This window comes from Baaleninema sp., assembly GCF_049974805.1.
GTDB lineage: Bacteria > Cyanobacteriota > Cyanobacteriia > Cyanobacteriales > Geitlerinemataceae > Baaleninema.
This window is the reverse complement of the sequence record NZ_JBNGCO010000006.1, coordinates 1-14,074: the sequence shown is the minus strand read 5'-3', so window position 1 is coordinate 14,074 and position 14,074 is coordinate 1. Positions and strand designations below refer to the sequence as shown.

11 protein-coding genes are annotated in these 14,074 nt (G+C 52.8%); 5 read left to right on the top strand and 6 right to left on the bottom strand.

What is annotated here, in order from left to right; genetic code table 11:
* Positions 1 to 70: 70 nt before the first annotated feature.
* Entirely contained in the window at positions 71 to 385 is a 315-nt protein-coding gene (locus tag ACP5D4_RS02360; RefSeq protein WP_026097869.1) for a DUF3155 domain-containing protein, read from the top strand.
* Between the two features lie 83 nt (positions 386 to 468).
* On the opposite strand, the gene ACP5D4_RS02355 is transcribed toward ACP5D4_RS02360, so the two are convergent.
* Both ACP5D4_RS02355 and ACP5D4_RS02350 read right to left on the bottom strand, forming a co-directional pair.
* Complete coding sequence (locus ACP5D4_RS02355; protein ID WP_428010015.1) at positions 469 to 1,023, bottom strand: cofactor assembly of complex C subunit B; 555 nt, start codon at positions 1,021 to 1,023, stop codon at positions 469 to 471.
* 94 nt (positions 1,024 to 1,117) lie between these two features.
* Positions 1,118 to 1,924 carry an HAD-IIB family hydrolase gene (locus ACP5D4_RS02350; protein WP_428010014.1) on the bottom strand — a complete coding sequence of 269 codons (807 nt, stop codon included), beginning with the start codon at positions 1,922 to 1,924 and terminating at the stop codon, positions 1,118 to 1,120.
* Between the two features lie 364 nt (positions 1,925 to 2,288).
* Here ACP5D4_RS02350 and ACP5D4_RS02345 point away from each other — a divergent pair, with 364 nt between their 5' ends.
* Positions 2,289 to 3,185, top strand: coding sequence for a hypothetical protein (locus tag ACP5D4_RS02345; RefSeq protein WP_428010013.1), 897 nt, complete (start codon positions 2,289 to 2,291; stop codon positions 3,183 to 3,185).
* Positions 3,186 to 3,369: 184 nt separating this feature from the next.
* Here the strand turns inward: ACP5D4_RS02345 and leuD are convergent, their stop codons facing one another.
* The 4 genes from leuD to ACP5D4_RS02325 form a co-directional block, all read right to left on the bottom strand.
* Positions 3,370 to 3,960, bottom strand: coding sequence for a 3-isopropylmalate dehydratase small subunit (gene leuD / locus ACP5D4_RS02340; RefSeq protein ID WP_428010012.1), 591 nt, complete (start codon positions 3,958 to 3,960; stop codon positions 3,370 to 3,372).
* Positions 3,961 to 4,049: 89 nt separating this feature from the next.
* Positions 4,050 to 5,453 carry a 3-isopropylmalate dehydratase large subunit gene (gene leuC / locus ACP5D4_RS02335; RefSeq protein ID WP_428010011.1) on the bottom strand — a complete coding sequence of 468 codons (1,404 nt, stop codon included), beginning with the start codon at positions 5,451 to 5,453 and terminating at the stop codon, positions 4,050 to 4,052.
* An 827-nt stretch (positions 5,454 to 6,280) separates the two neighbouring features.
* A complete protein-coding gene (locus ACP5D4_RS02330; protein WP_428010010.1) occupies positions 6,281 to 6,811 on the bottom strand; it encodes a hypothetical protein in 531 nt (176 codons plus the stop codon).
* Positions 6,812 to 6,824: 13 nt separating this feature from the next.
* On the bottom strand, positions 6,825 to 8,126 hold the full coding sequence (locus tag ACP5D4_RS02325; protein WP_428010009.1) for a serine/threonine protein kinase: 1,302 nt from the start codon (positions 8,124 to 8,126) through the stop codon (positions 6,825 to 6,827).
* Positions 8,127 to 8,493: 367 nt separating this feature from the next.
* On the opposite strand from ACP5D4_RS02325, the gene ACP5D4_RS02320 reads away from it, so the two are divergent.
* From ACP5D4_RS02320 to ACP5D4_RS02310, 3 genes are all read left to right on the top strand, one after another.
* Entirely contained in the window at positions 8,494 to 9,756 is a 1,263-nt protein-coding gene (locus ACP5D4_RS02320) for an efflux RND transporter periplasmic adaptor subunit (RefSeq protein WP_428010008.1), read from the top strand.
* Between the two features lie 100 nt (positions 9,757 to 9,856).
* On the top strand, positions 9,857 to 13,129 hold the full coding sequence (locus ACP5D4_RS02315; protein ID WP_428010007.1) for an efflux RND transporter permease subunit: 3,273 nt from the start codon (positions 9,857 to 9,859) through the stop codon (positions 13,127 to 13,129).
* Positions 13,120 to 13,521 (top strand): DUF1622 domain-containing protein, encoded by a 402-nt coding sequence (locus ACP5D4_RS02310; protein ID WP_428010006.1) that lies wholly within the window; start codon positions 13,120 to 13,122, stop codon positions 13,519 to 13,521. The genes ACP5D4_RS02315 and ACP5D4_RS02310 overlap by 10 nt, the downstream gene beginning before the upstream one ends.
* Positions 13,522 to 14,074 lie beyond the last annotated feature (553 nt).

Genomic DNA, 14,074 nt, shown 5'->3' with positions numbered 1-14,074 from the left:
TCTGATATATTTTGCTCGGTTTTGGTAGCTATCACTACAACCCGTCGGCAACAAGAGGAGGTAGACAACCTTGGCAAGAAGACGCAAAAGAAAAAGCCGTCGCCGTCAAGAAGGACGAAGAATCCTAGAACACGTGCCTCAGTACAGTATTGAAAGCGGGGAAGACAAACCAGTTACTGCTGCACGTAAGTATATCAAATCCGCGCAAATTGCGCCGCCTGCTCTGCTCCTCGTCAAGCGAAACGAACATACGACCGATCGCTACTTTTGGGCTGAAAAAGGTCTCTTTGGCGCCCAGTACGTTGAGGAAAACCATTTCCTATTTCCCAGCTTGCGATTAGTCATCGAGCAGCAAGAGCGGACGCAGACGGCCAGCGGTAAGTAACCGCTCCCATTCATCGCCGCCACCTCGTGCGAACTCGGCGATTTAGCATTTCGATTTCGATCTTGGGATCTACATCTTTGGATCTACTTCGACTCTGCGATCGCCTCCGCGTTGCGTAAGTCGGGTAAGGCTTGTTGCAACGCGATCAGTTCGTCGCGGTGAGCGATTACAGTCGCACGGCTGCCTTCGGCGGCGTTGCCGTCGGGGGCTGCCTCGACTTTTACAGCCACCGTTTCGCGGCGGTTGGCACTTTGCCAGTACAACCATCCAGCAATGGGATATCCTACCACGATTAGGGGTGCAAGGCCTGAAATTTTTGGAAATAACGTCGAAAAAACGAGGGCGACACAGAGCAGTCCGATGGCGGCGAGAAGGCTGAGAAAGACGGCCAGGAACCAACTGGCGCGAACTTGTCCTTCAAAGACGACTTGCTTCGTGTCGGGTTGGAAGTCTACGGGGCGATAAGCCCGTTGGGTAAAATGGGTTTTGAGAGACGAGGATAAGTCCTCGGGGGATCGATCGCTGGCGAGACGGACTTCTTCGGTGCGGTCTTTGGACGCGGCACGGATGAAAAAGACTAATCCCACGGCGAGTAAGAGGGTGGGAATCGCGATCGAAACGGCGATCGAATTGGACATGAGTACCGTATCTGAGCGAAAGGTTCGAGTCTCCGAGAACCTGTTCTCGCAAACTTCTTTACATAATTTTACAATTTAACGGACATTTTCCGTGTCATTGCAGAGAAAGATTTTGGCGATCGCCGTTCGCGGTCGATCGCAGAAAGTGCGCCAGTTGGCAAAATCCTTCTCCCTCTTCGGCTTGGGTAATGTATTGGGGGAGATAGGGCAAGCGATCGCGATATTGGGCGATGTTGGCTACGCCGACGGAGTGGGGAAACACCGACGCATCGAACAAACTGGCATCGTTAGGACTGTCGCCGACGGTGACGACGTTGTGGGGGGAAAGTTGTGGAAAGCGATCGCCCAAAACCTGCAAGACGCCTTTGGCTTTATCCTGCATCGGCAGTTTCAAATGTCCCTGAATCGAACTGTAAGTGAAACCCCAGCCGCGATCGTCGCACCAGGCGGCGATTTGCTCTAACTCTTGCGGCGAAAGTTGCGACAAATCGAACGCCCAATCCGTCAAACGAAAGCGATTGTCCTCAGCTTCGCACAGTTGAGGAAAGTCCGACTGTAACGCACGAAACACCTGCGCCAGTTCCCGACGGTGTTCCGTGAAATTAGCGATGGGAACCAGGGGAACGGGGGGTTTGTCGCCGTCGGTGTAAAACAGGCCGCCGTTTTCCGCGATCGCGCCGCCAACGGGGAGATAAGTCGCCAAACCGGCCACCCAACCCGCCGAACGTCCCGTGACGATGAGAACCGAAATTCCCGCCTCAGCGAGGTTTTCCAAAGCTTGCAACAACGACGCGGAAAAAGTTCCCCGACGAGTTAACGTCCCGTCCATATCGGTAGCGACGAGACGGACTGTCGTAGAAAATCCTGCGGCGACGGACTCAGATAGTGCAAGAAACGGCATAGAGAATACAATTGAATATAGATCGATCGAATCACGAGCGATTTAGAGTACGATCGAATCTTCGATCGATGCTCGTCCAAATCACGAAAGGTAAACCTCAACCTTTCGGCGATTCTCTCATTCGCTCTGTCGAGAGAACGGCGCTTGCAAGCCAGCCACTAGATTAGTCCCTAGTGAAATACAGTCGGCTTCACCAAAGTCCATTGTCCCAGCTTGCGGGTCAACTCGGGGTGGCGTCGGTGTGCCAAAGCGAGCGTTTTCAAGGACGACTGATATCGAAACTCAGTCGAACGGGCATCCTAAGATGGGAGACGCCCGTCGATCTGCCTGCTGAAGCCGTCAAGTACCCATGGAGTTATCGACCATGTCAACTCCCGCCATCCTCGTCAAACCGACGTTGGCACAAGCACCTGCCCAGCCTGCCTCCTCTGAAGGGGCGTCGGCTCCCTCTGCCATTTGGATGGGCGCCTCGGGATTGCTCCTCGTTGCAACGATCGCCCTCGGCGTTGTCTACAAAATGACGACCGAGCAACTCAAAAAGAAAATTCGCACCGAAGAGTTTAAAAACCGGGAACTTCAGAAAAAATACAAACGCGCCATCGACACGATTAGTAAAATGGAGCGCAACCCGGACTTAATCCACTCGCGGGAATTTAACCTCGACTACCTGCGGATGCGGATGGAAGAAGAAACCTTCCACTTCGGCATAGTCAACCAAATCAAAGTCAAGGTCAAAAGCAAGATTTCCGTGGCGTTGCGTCCGACGGCAGAAAACCGAGGAACCGGCCGTCAAGTCAACGAAATCTTCGATGTGGAATACGAAACCGGTTCCGGTGCCAACATCAAAAAACGGGTGTTGTTCCGCATCCAAATCAAACTGACCAAACTCCCGACGCAGCCGACAAGCGCCACGATCAGTCAAATTATCGACTGTATCGAAACTTATCTGAGTCCGGCGGGAGACAACGACACCTGGCAACCGGCTTTACAGGGTCGCGTGGCGTACATCCACTGGGACCAAAGCGCCAAACCGACGCCGTTATTGGTTCTCGAACAAAGCAACGAAGGGGTCAACGTCACCTTCCGCACGACGCGCGGAAATGCTGCTGGTAGTATGCCGACGAGTTCGGTACCGCGCACGCAAACGCCGACGACGAAATCGAAGTCGAGAACGCGCACGTCCACGACGCGATCGCCTGCATCGCGAACGGCGAAGGGAAAAAGCCGGGTTCGTCGATCGAGTCGCACGAAGTCGCAATAGGGGCGATACGGATAGCAGGCATGGCAAAAGACGCGGAGCGCTTCAACCCGCGTCTTTTTCTCGTGGTTGATGCACCACAGAGGCACAGAGGACACAGAGGGTTGGGGGAGATCGAAGCCCCGGACGGAAATCCGGTAGCGGCGTTGCCTGACACGCTGCATACAACACCGCTACGCAGAGGACTTTAAGTCCAAGCCAGATAGGGGAGTTTTGCCGCCGTTTCGCGCACGGCGTCGAGTTGGTTGACCAACTGCCCGCAACTGTCCCAAACGCCGTTGAGGAAGCTCTGACGCGCTCCTTCGGGCATGGATACAGACAGGGTTAAATCGCCGCAGCGCACTTCCATGTTTTCCAAATCCACCGAGACGGGGGTTTGGGGATTTGCAGCGATCGCCGCTTGCAGTTTTTCTACAGAGTCGGCGTCGGCGGTGACGCAGGGAACGCCCATCGCCACGCAGTTTCCAAAGAAGATTTCGGCAAAGCTTTCGCCGACGAGGGCTTCGATACCCCAACGACGGATGGCTTGAGGGGCGTGTTCGCGACTCGAACCGCAGCCGAAGTTGGCGTTGACGACGAGGACGTTGGCACCTTGGTATTCGGATCGATCGAACGGATGTTCGCCGTTAGTTTGAACGCGATCGTCTTTAAAAGCATGTTCGCCGAGGCCGTCGAAGGTGACGCAACGGAGATAACGGGCGGGAATGATGCGATCGGTATCGATATCGTCGCCAGCGAGGGGAATACCTCGTCCAGAAATGTTTTTGATTTGGCTCATGGTGACTAAACTGGAGTTGTAGGCTTACGAACCCTCTAACAGGTTCAGAGACCGGCAAGATGCCCGGAATACGGAGGTTGTGGGTGCGACTACAGCAACTCGCGCACGTCGGCGACAGAACCGTTCACCGCAGCCGCCACCACCATCGCCGGACTCATCAACAGCGTGCGTCCCGAAGAAGACCCTTGACGGCCTTTAAAGTTGCGGTTGGAGGACGAGGCGCTGATTTGATCCCCTTGCAACTTATCCGGGTTCATGGCCAAACACATGGAACAGCCCGCGTTGCGCCATTCAAACCCGGCTTCGAGGAAGACTTTATCCAAACCTTCGGCTTCGGCTTGTTTCTTCACTTCTTCCGAACCGGGGACGACAAAAGCTTTCACCCCATCGGCGACTTTATGACCTTTGGCGAATTTCGCCGCTTCCCGCAAGTCGCTGATGCGTCCGTTGGTGCAACTTCCGATGAAGCAGACATCCACTTTCGTGCCTTTGAGAGGGGTTCCGGGGGACAGCTGCATATATTTGTAGGCTTCCTCGGCAATGGATCGATCGCCCTCCGGTAAACTGTCCGGCGTCGGCACCGATTCATCAATCCCGATCCCTTGTCCCGGCGTAATTCCCCAAGTCACCGTCGGGGAGATGTCCGCCGCATCGAACACCACCACATCGTCGTATTCCGCATTGGCGTCGCTGCGAATACTGTTCCACCAAGCAACGGCTTTTTCCCAATCTTCGCCTTTGGGGGCGAATTCGCGACCTTGGATGTAATCGTAAGTGGTGGCGTCGGGGTTGATGTAACCGCAGCGGGCGCCCCCTTCGATGGACATATTGCAAACGGTCATCCGTTCTTCCATCGACATCTTCTCGAAGGTGGTGCCAGCGTACTCGTAGGCATAGCCCACGCCGCCTTTAACGCCCAGTTTGCGGATGATATGAAGGATGACATCTTTAGCGTAGACACCGGGTCGCAAATCGCCGTTTACCTCGATGCGGCGAACTTTGAGTTTGTTCATGGCCAGGGTTTGGGAGGCCAGAACGTCCCGTACTTGGCTGGTGCCGATACCGAAGGCGATCGCGCCGAACGCGCCGTGGGTGGAGGTGTGGCTGTCACCGCACGCGATCGTCGTTCCCGGCAGGGTCAGTCCTTGTTCCGGCGCGATGACGTGGACGATTCCCTGACGGCCGGAACCGACGTTATAGAAGCGAATGCCGTGTTCTTTGCAGTTGTTTTCCAGGGCTTGAATCATCTCTTCGGCGAGGGTATCGGCGAAGGGACGGGCTTGGTTTTCCGTGGGGACGATGTGATCGACGGTGGCCACGGTTCGTTGGGGATAGGGGACTTTCAGACCCCGTTCCCGCAGCATGGCGAATGCTTGAGGGCTGGTGACTTCGTGGATGAGGTGCAACCCGATAAACAGTTGCGTTTGACCGGAAGGCAGCGTTCCCACGCTATGGGCTTCCCAGACTTTATCGAATAATGTTCCCTTACTCATCGCGCACAGACTTGGTTTAGCGTAGTCTTCTATTTTATCGCGAGAGGGGAGATTTGAGGGATGGGATTTTTGATGGGTGAGATGAGTAAATTTGTGGGTGGGGTTGAGGGACGAAATTTAACGCCCAAACGGTTCTCGGTTTTAGTATTTTTGTGGTAAAATAATCCGTTATAAGACTCTATTTTGATTAATTTTTTGATTTTTTATGAACTGTTTGAAAATCATTAATTTAGCGTTTTGATTTGAAATTATTTCTGTTAGGTTTCACTCCGTTCCACCCAAAATACAAAGCTGATTTTTAATTTTAAGGATTTGAAATTTTGGATTCTTCAATGTGAATTATGAATTCATTGTTTTCAGACAAAATTAAAACTGATATTTTAATTTTAAGGATTTGAAATTTTGGATTCTTCAATGTGAATTATGAATTCATTGTTTTCAGACAAAATTATCTCTGTTGGGTTCCACTCCGTTCCACCCAACCTACGAGGGAATTTCAATATTAAAGATTATAGAAAAAGTTAGTATAAAAATATAAATTGTAGGTCGGGTGAAACGGAGTGAAACCCGACGTCCAAAATTTTATTGAATTGAACCGATTGTTTAAATTATTCGGAAAATTTGAGGTTTAAATTATCAATTTAAATTGAATTTAAACTATTTTAAAAATGGCACTAATCCTAAAACAGCGGTTTCTTTGAACGCAGCAAAAACCGATCTGTGTCGCTGTGGTTAAGACTCACTAATCAAACCTCATTAGAACAAGATTTTGTATAATACCGTTGATTTTCAATTCGTATTCTCTCTATTCCCGAAACCTTAAACACCTAGGGTTGAATCAAATTTTGTTCCGATTTTCGGTACTCTTTCAACTGTCGCGATCGCTGAATCGGTTGATAGACTAACATCACCACCAGCGGCACCGCCGTGACGCCCGTAACCGCCAGCCAGACGGGGTAAAAACTCCCATCTCGTAACAGCGAACCCACCCCAATACCAAAGGCGATCGCAGACAAGGGCATCGCCGTCGCCACTAAGTCGCTAAAGCCGCGTTTGTGCATAAAACGAAAGGTTTCGACAATTCCCCAAAGACAGACGGCTGGAACGAACAGCAACACCACGCCAATGAGGGCGAGGAGAAAGATAAACGCCATAACTTTAAGGGCGAAATTAAAGAGAATGTGGGCGATGGTGATAAATTTAAACGCCAAAACCGTAACGACAATCGGCGTTACCACCAGAACCGCCACCGTCAGCCAAAGCTGTTTGTCGCGAAACGGTTGAAATTCTCGCGATTCGGATTTTTGTAAATCGGAATTGTCTGAGTTGGGAGATTTGGGGGGAAGCGGTGTTTTCATCGGTTCCTCGCGGTTACATCGACCAAAGATTATCGATCGAACGGGCGATCGATCGCGCTACAAACAGCGTCGTTCCCCACCAGGTATCCACGCCGAACGATAACAGAGTCGCCATCGCAAACAACACCAACAACCGACGCAAGGGGGGAACGGGAAGGCGAATCGGGACGGGGGCAGTTTTCACCGTTAAATCGACGGTTACGGTTTCGGGTTCGGCGTTGCTGCAAAACTTCAGTTGACGGTGATAGACGGCGTTAGCCCGTAACTTTCCCGTATCTACTTTAATTTTACATAGGCTGCGATTGCCCTCGATGCGATCGGGTTTGATGCGAATCCAATGGTGTTTTTCCGGCTTGCTGGGCAAATCCTTGGGATGGGAAACGAACTCCCAACGCCCCACCAACACCGTATCGGGGACGCGATTACTCAACATCACTGTCGCCGTCAGAGTTTCCCCCAACTTCGTCGCCTCTAATTCCAGAGTTTCGGGTTTGGCGGTGACGGTGGGAACGCGGTTGACGTAAATGGGTTTCAACGCTTCGAGGGCGTCGCTGGCGTTGGCGTAGCGTTTGGCGGGAACCGGTTGTACCATTTTTTCCAGCCACGCCATCCAGGGCAAACTGACTTTGGGAATCCGAGATTTGAAGTCGATGCGATAGTTGTCGTCCATCAACTCGCCGATATCTGCCGATTTCGTTGCGGTTAGCAGACAAATCAGGGTTGCCCCCACGCCGTATAAATCCGAGGCTTCTGTCAGTTGGCGGTTGAAGAGTTGTTCTGGGGGCATAAATCCCAGGGTTCCTTTGACGACGCTACTCATCGCCACTTCGCCGTCGCCGATGCGGGCAAAGCCGAAATCCACTAAATATACTTGTAAGTCGTCGGAGACGAGGACGTTTTCCGGTTTGATGTCGCGGTGGATGACGGGGGGGATGCGGTTTTGTAGGTAAACGAGGATGGAGAGGAGGGAAACGGCGATTTGTTTGACATCTTCCGGGTCGAAACTGCGAGGTTCGGCGAGAGAGGGGGCGTTTTTGTACTCTTGAACCAGACAGAAGCCGTCGTCGGTTTCAAAGGAGTCGAGATAGCGGGGGATTCCGGGGTGGTTGAGTCCCCGCAAGACTTGAATTTCCCGTTGGTAGGCGTCGTAAACCGACCATCCGGCGGTTGAGGCGAATTGGAATTGTTTCAACACCACGGACTGTTGGGTGTCGAGTTCTGTGGCGAGGTAGGTGATGCGGCCGCCGCTGCGGTTGCTGCCGAGTTCGCGTTGGATGCGGTATCCGCGAGGCTGGAAGTCGGGAAACGGGTTCATGACGAGGAGACGAGTGCTTAGGTTTTATTGTGACATTTTCCAATCGGGAACGGCGGGAAGGGCGAAAACTGGGAGATTTGGGAGCGATCGCGTTTTTGAATGTATTTTTGACTCGAGTTGTCATGATTTAAACGATCGAAAATGCGATCGAAATTCTTTTTTTTACCGCAAAGTCCCGATCTCCCCTTCGGTTCGATCGCTCCCTCAAAGCGGTTGTTATTACCATCTCTATTGAATCAGTAGCGATTTTTTTTATGAATCTTTAAGATGTAGAGGACTCGAGGGATCGGGAAATCGTGGCAAGTCTCGTCCCGAATCAACCTTCGCCGTTCGATCGTGTTCGTTCCTCCAGCGAGACTAACAGCCGATGATACGACTTCAAAAAGCCGGGGCGATCGCGCTCCTCGTCAGTAGCTTGTATCTCGTTATGGGATGCGCCGCCGATCGCGAAGAAACCGCCCAAGCCCAACCCCAACGCAGCCGGGGCGATCGCACCGTCACCGTCGATGTGGCGGTGGCGGAGGCGCAACAGCAAACCGACGAACTCACCTATAGCGGAACCACGCAACCCGCCCGTGGCGTCTCCCTTCGCGCCCGCAGCGACGGACAGTTACTCGATCTCACCGTCGAAGAAGGCGATCCCGTTTTCCAAGGACAGGTTTTAGCCCAAATTGAAGATGCGCTGCTGCTGTCGGAACTCGCCGCCGCAGAAGCGGAAGTGGGGGCGAGACAAGCCGAAGTGGAAGTCTACCGCAGCCAAAGCAGCGAGGCGCGAGTGCGAGTCGAAGAAATACGCGCCGAATTGGAACAGGCGAGAGCGGACGCCCGCCGTTTCAGCCGTCTCGCCGCAGAAGGGGCGATTCCCCAACAAGACGCCGAAATTGCCCGAACCACCGTTCGCACCCTAGAACAACAGCTTCTCGCCGCCGAAGAACAAGTGCGAATTCGCGATCGAACCATCGATGCAGCCCAACAGCGCGTCAACGCCCAACAAGCCCTCGTCAACGGCATCGAACAACGACTCGCCTATACTGAGGTTTTAGCACCGTTTGGCGGAATCGTCCTCGATCGCCTCCTCGAACCGGGCGACATCGTACAAACTGGGGACGCAATTCTCGAATTGGGAGATTTCAGCGAAATCGAAGTTCGCATCGAAATCCCCGATCGCGATCGCGAACGAATTTCCCTGGGACAATCCGTCGAAGTCAAACTCGACGCCTTCCCCAGTCGCAGCTTCAGCGGACGAGTCTCGCAGATTTTCCCCATCGCCGATCCCGTCGCCCGACTCATCCCCGTGAAAATCGTCCTCAGCAGCGCCGAACTCGGCAACGAACCCATCGGTAGCGGACTTCTCGCCCGCGTCACCCTCAACGCACCGCCAAAATCGACGGTTTGGATTCCCGACAGTGCCTTAGACGTGAGTGCGGAGGGGGAAAATACCTTATTTATTATCGGCGATCGCCAACCCGAAACCGCCGTTCGCGCCCGTTCTGTTCAAATTGGCGATCGCAAAGACGGGAAAGTGGAAATTCTCGAAGGCTTAGTTCCGGGCGATCGATTCGTAGTTCGCAGCGATCGCCCCCTCCGCGACGAACAAACGGTGCGCCCAAGTTTTCTCAGCGAAGAGTGATGATGTGATGATGGGATGATGTGAAATTCTCTCCTCACCCCCTCATCTCCTTATCTCCCCACCTCATCACCTCATCACCTCATCATCTCCTCATCTCCTCATGCAAACCCCCCTCAGCCTCAGCACCCTCGCCATCCGGCGACATATCGGAACCCTGGTTCTCACCGTGGCGGTTATCGTCTTGGGGGGGTTCGTCGTGGCGCGAATGCCCGTGGATTTGCTGCCCAGCATTACCTATCCTCGCATTGGCTTGCGGGTTGACGCGCCGGGAATCGTCCCCGAAGTCGCCGTCAACGACATTACCCGCCCCTTGGAAGAAGCCCTCGCCGCCACAGAAGGAGTGGTGCAGATTTTCTCGCAAACCCGAGAAGGGCGACTGAGTATCGACTTGTTCTTTCGTCCCGGCGACGATATCGATCGCGCCCTTAACGACGCCACCGCCGCCTTAAACCGCGCCCGCGATCGCCTTCCCGACAATCTGAACACCCCCCGTCTGTTCAAATTCGACCCCTCCCAACTCCCGGTTTACGAAATCGCCCTCACCTCAACGGCGTTGCGTCCGGTGGATTTGCGTATTTTCGCCGATGAAGAACTCGCCCGAGAACTGACGCGGGTTCCCGGCGTCGCCAACGTGGACGTATCCGGGGGCGTGCGAGAAGAAGTGCGGGTGAACCTGGATTTGGAACGGTTGCAAGCGGTGGGGCTGAACGTCTCCGATGTGGGGGACGCCCTGCGGGAACGGAACCAAGACACCTCTGGCGGCTTGATTCGCGGTGGCGAGTCCGAGGCGTTAACGCGGGTGGCGGGACGGTTTCGGGAGGTGGGAGAAATTCGGCGAGTTGCCATCGACGACGGCGATCGCAACGATACCCGTTCGACGGGTAAACTCTACGTGGAAAACGTCGCCCAAGTGGTGGACGGAACGGAAGAACAACGCATTTTCGTCACCCTCAACGGACAACCCGCCGTCAAAGTCAGCGTTCAGAAACAACCGGACGCCAATACGGTGGAAGTCGTCGAGGGCGTCGTGGCCAAACTGGAGGCGTTGCGGGCGTCGGGGCTGATTTCGGAGGATATGCAGCTAGAAACCACCTTGGACGAATCGCGATTTATTCAAAATTCCATTCGCAACGTGGTGACGGCGGGATTGTCGGGTTCGGGATTGGCGGCGATCGCCGTTTTACTGTTTTTGGGGTCTCTGCGTCAAACCCTCATCGTCGTCTTGGCGATTCCCCTGGCCACCCTGACGGCGACGATTTTAATGGGATCGTTCGGGCTGTCGCTAAACGTCTTCAGCTTGGGCGGTTTGGCGTTGGGGGTGGGGATTGTGGTAGACAACGCCATCGTCATGTTGGAGAACATCGCCCAGGGCGTCGAAACCGCTGAGGTGGCGTCGTCGGGAACGCCTCCAAAACCGAGTCGAAAGCAACAGTTCGCCCGACGGGTACGAGAACAGGCGGAAACCTCCGCCCGCGAGTTGGAATCGGCGTTGTTAGCCTCCACGAGTACCAACTTGGTGGCGGTGTTGCCGTTTTTGATGTTAGGGGGCTTTATTTCCCTGCTGTTCAACGAACTGATTTTGACGATTAGCTTCGCCGTTGCCGCATCGATGGCGATCGCTCTGACGGTGGTTCCCGCCTTAGCTGCCCAATTGCTCGCGATTCCGGTCTCGAGTCGTTTTGACCGTTTTCCACCAATTTGGCTGTTCGGACGCTTCGTGCGGCTTCTCACCCTCCTCTATCGGCAAGTTCTGGCGGGGGTGTTGCGGGTTCGCCTGCTGACGATCGCCCTCGCCGTCATCGTCCTCGGCGGGAGTAGCATTTGGATGGCGGCGCGACTGCCCCAGGAGATTTTACCCCGCATCGACACGGGACAAGCGCGACTGGTGGCGCAGTTTCCCCCCGGTACCCCGTTGCAAGACAACCGCCGGGTGATGTCTGCCATCGACGAAATTCTTTTGGCGCAACCGGAAACCCAATACGCCTTCAGTACTGCTGGGGGCTTTCTTTTCGGCAGTTCCACCAGTGCCAACGCCCTGCGAGCCTCGAGTACCATTGCGTTATGGCCCGGAAGTAACGTTTCGGGGTATGTCGATCGTGTCAACCAGCAGATTCAGCGAGAGATTCCGTTGGTGGATACCTCCATCCGAATGCGTCCGGAATCCGTGCGGGGCTTAATTCTCAGCAACTCTCCCACCCGCGACGACATCGACGTGATGTTACAGGGAACCGATACGGAAAAGCTAGAGGAAGCGGGGCGCATGGTGTTACAGGCGTTGGAAGAACGGGCTATCCTCGCCCGCTATCAACCCGACGCCGCCGAACCGCAACCGGAAGTTCAAATTCGTCCGGATTGGGAACGGGTGGCGGATTTGGGGCTATCTGCCCAAGCGATTGGGGATACGGTACAGACGGCGTTAGACGGAACGGTGGTGACGCAACTGCAACGGGACGATCGTTTGGTTGACGTGCGGTTGCGCTTACCCATCGGTACGGTACAACAAAAAAGTCAGTTGCGATCGATCCCCTTGTTCGGCGACGGTAACGAACGTATCAAATTAGGAGATATTGCCAACATCGAACCGGGAATCGCCCCCGGAGAAATTCAACGAATCAACCAGCGTCAAATCGTTTTAATTGAAGGCAGTTTGGTAGAAGGCGCGAGTTTGAGTGCCGCCCTCGAAGAAGTGGATACCATTTTGGCTGAGTTGCAACTTCCTGAAGGGGTGACGCGGATTCCCAGTTCTGTGGCGAAAACCAACGAACAGTTACAGCGATCGCTGCAAATACTCGGCGGTTTAGCCACGTTTTTGGTATTCGTAGTCATGGCCGTTCAATACAACTCACTTCTCGATCCGTTGGCGATTATTTTGACGGTTCCTTTAGCCTTAGCTGGGGGGATTTTAGGGCTGTACGTCACCAATACCGCCGTCGGTGCAACAGCCATCGTGGGGGCAGTTTTACTCGTGGGAATTGTGGTAAACAACGCCATTTTATTAGTCGAGTTAGCCAACCAAATTCGCGATAAGCAGCGGTTGAGTCCCTACGAAGCCATGTTACAAGCCGCCCCGCAACGGTTGCGTCCGATTTTGATGACGACAGTGACGACGGTGTTGGGGCTGTTACCGTTGGCGTTGGAAGTTGGCGAAGGTTCGGAGTTTTTACAACCGTTGGGAATCGTGGTATTTTCGGGCTTGTCACTGTCAACATTTTTAACTTTATTTATCGTTCCCTGTTTTTATACCTTGTTGCATCGTTCCCAACGTCCGCGAACGCCTAATTTTCCCCGTCGAAGTTGGGATAATTCGAGAGTTGAAAAAGCGATTTCTACGGGAACGGGAGATGAGAGAGGATTTTTCAGAAGATGGCGTTAGATGTCGTTGGGGTCAAAATTTCAGAATTTGTCATTTCGCTGAACGGCATTTTGACGAGTTTTTGTCAGTTGTTGGCGTTGTTTGTGATTGCGATTGGCGTGACGAAAGCCTTGACAATTTTCCTCAAAGATGCCTTGTTTCGCCCTCAAACTTCCGATGCGTTTCAGCGTAGCCGTTTGGTGATGGGATATTCGTTTTCCTTGGCGTTGAGTTTTTTGATTGGCGCAACGATTTTGAAGACAATGATTTCGAGTCGTTGGGATGACATCGCGCGTTTGGCGGCGATTATTGCGGTGCGGACGTTGTTGAATTATCTTTTGTTACAGGCGATCGATCGGTCGAAGTCTGATGTGAGTGCGTCGGTGGCGCAGTCATATAGCAATTCTATTTGATTTGTGAAAATAATCAACAGATATAAATTTATTTTTTGTGATTTATGTCGAACTATATCAACGCAGTTTACTCCTTATTTTTTGCGTTAATCTGTTAACGTTCTTTTCATTTTTTACCCAGTCAAAACACTGTGTTACCAACCCACATTGGCTGCGAATATGCAATTTATTTGTATCGATTATTGAGACTTCTATTTTTTCTCCAAAAGACCATGTGTTAAAACCATTCTTTGCTTTTAGCTTGTTTTTATATTTACCGCAGAATGACAGGTTTAGCTCATAAAATCTCTCTTCCAGTATCCTGACAAGATCGTGAAATTCGAGCTTTCTATCTAATAGAATATATCTTTCATAGTAAGTCGGGAATCCGAATGTCATTTATTTTTATCCTAGGCTACAGACTTATACTAAAGTTGAATAACAACCGTCGATTCAAAAATGCAATGCAACACCGACGGGTTTACAAATCCAGGCGCATCGACTATAGTTCGAGCTTCCATAAATAGGGCTTGCTGAAAAGAAGTGAAAAGCTTACGGCGTAAGGCTTAGAGGA

Bases quoted from the DNA above. Each gene is read 5' to 3' on its own strand.
- ACP5D4_RS02345 (WP_428010013.1), top strand. From the start codon at position 2,289: ATGTCAACTCCCGCCATCCTCGTCAAACCGACGTTGGCACAAGCACCT.
- leuC (WP_428010011.1), bottom strand. From the start codon at position 5,453: ATGAGTAAGGGAACATTATTCGATAAAGTCTGGGAAGCCCATAGCGTG.
- ACP5D4_RS02350 (WP_428010014.1), bottom strand. From the start codon at position 1,924: ATGCCGTTTCTTGCACTATCTGAGTCCGTCGCCGCAGGATTTTCTACG.
- ACP5D4_RS02325 (WP_428010009.1), bottom strand. From the start codon at position 8,126: ATGAACCCGTTTCCCGACTTCCAGCCTCGCGGATACCGCATCCAACGC.
- ACP5D4_RS02310 (WP_428010006.1), top strand. From the start codon at position 13,120: ATGGCGTTAGATGTCGTTGGGGTCAAAATTTCAGAATTTGTCATTTCG.
- ACP5D4_RS02355 (WP_428010015.1), bottom strand. From the start codon at position 1,023: ATGTCCAATTCGATCGCCGTTTCGATCGCGATTCCCACCCTCTTACTC.
- ACP5D4_RS02330 (WP_428010010.1), bottom strand. From the start codon at position 6,811: ATGAAAACACCGCTTCCCCCCAAATCTCCCAACTCAGACAATTCCGAT.
- leuD (WP_428010012.1), bottom strand. From the start codon at position 3,960: ATGAGCCAAATCAAAAACATTTCTGGACGAGGTATTCCCCTCGCTGGC.
- ACP5D4_RS02320 (WP_428010008.1), top strand. From the start codon at position 8,494: ATGATACGACTTCAAAAAGCCGGGGCGATCGCGCTCCTCGTCAGTAGC.
- ACP5D4_RS02315 (WP_428010007.1), top strand. From the start codon at position 9,857: ATGCAAACCCCCCTCAGCCTCAGCACCCTCGCCATCCGGCGACATATC.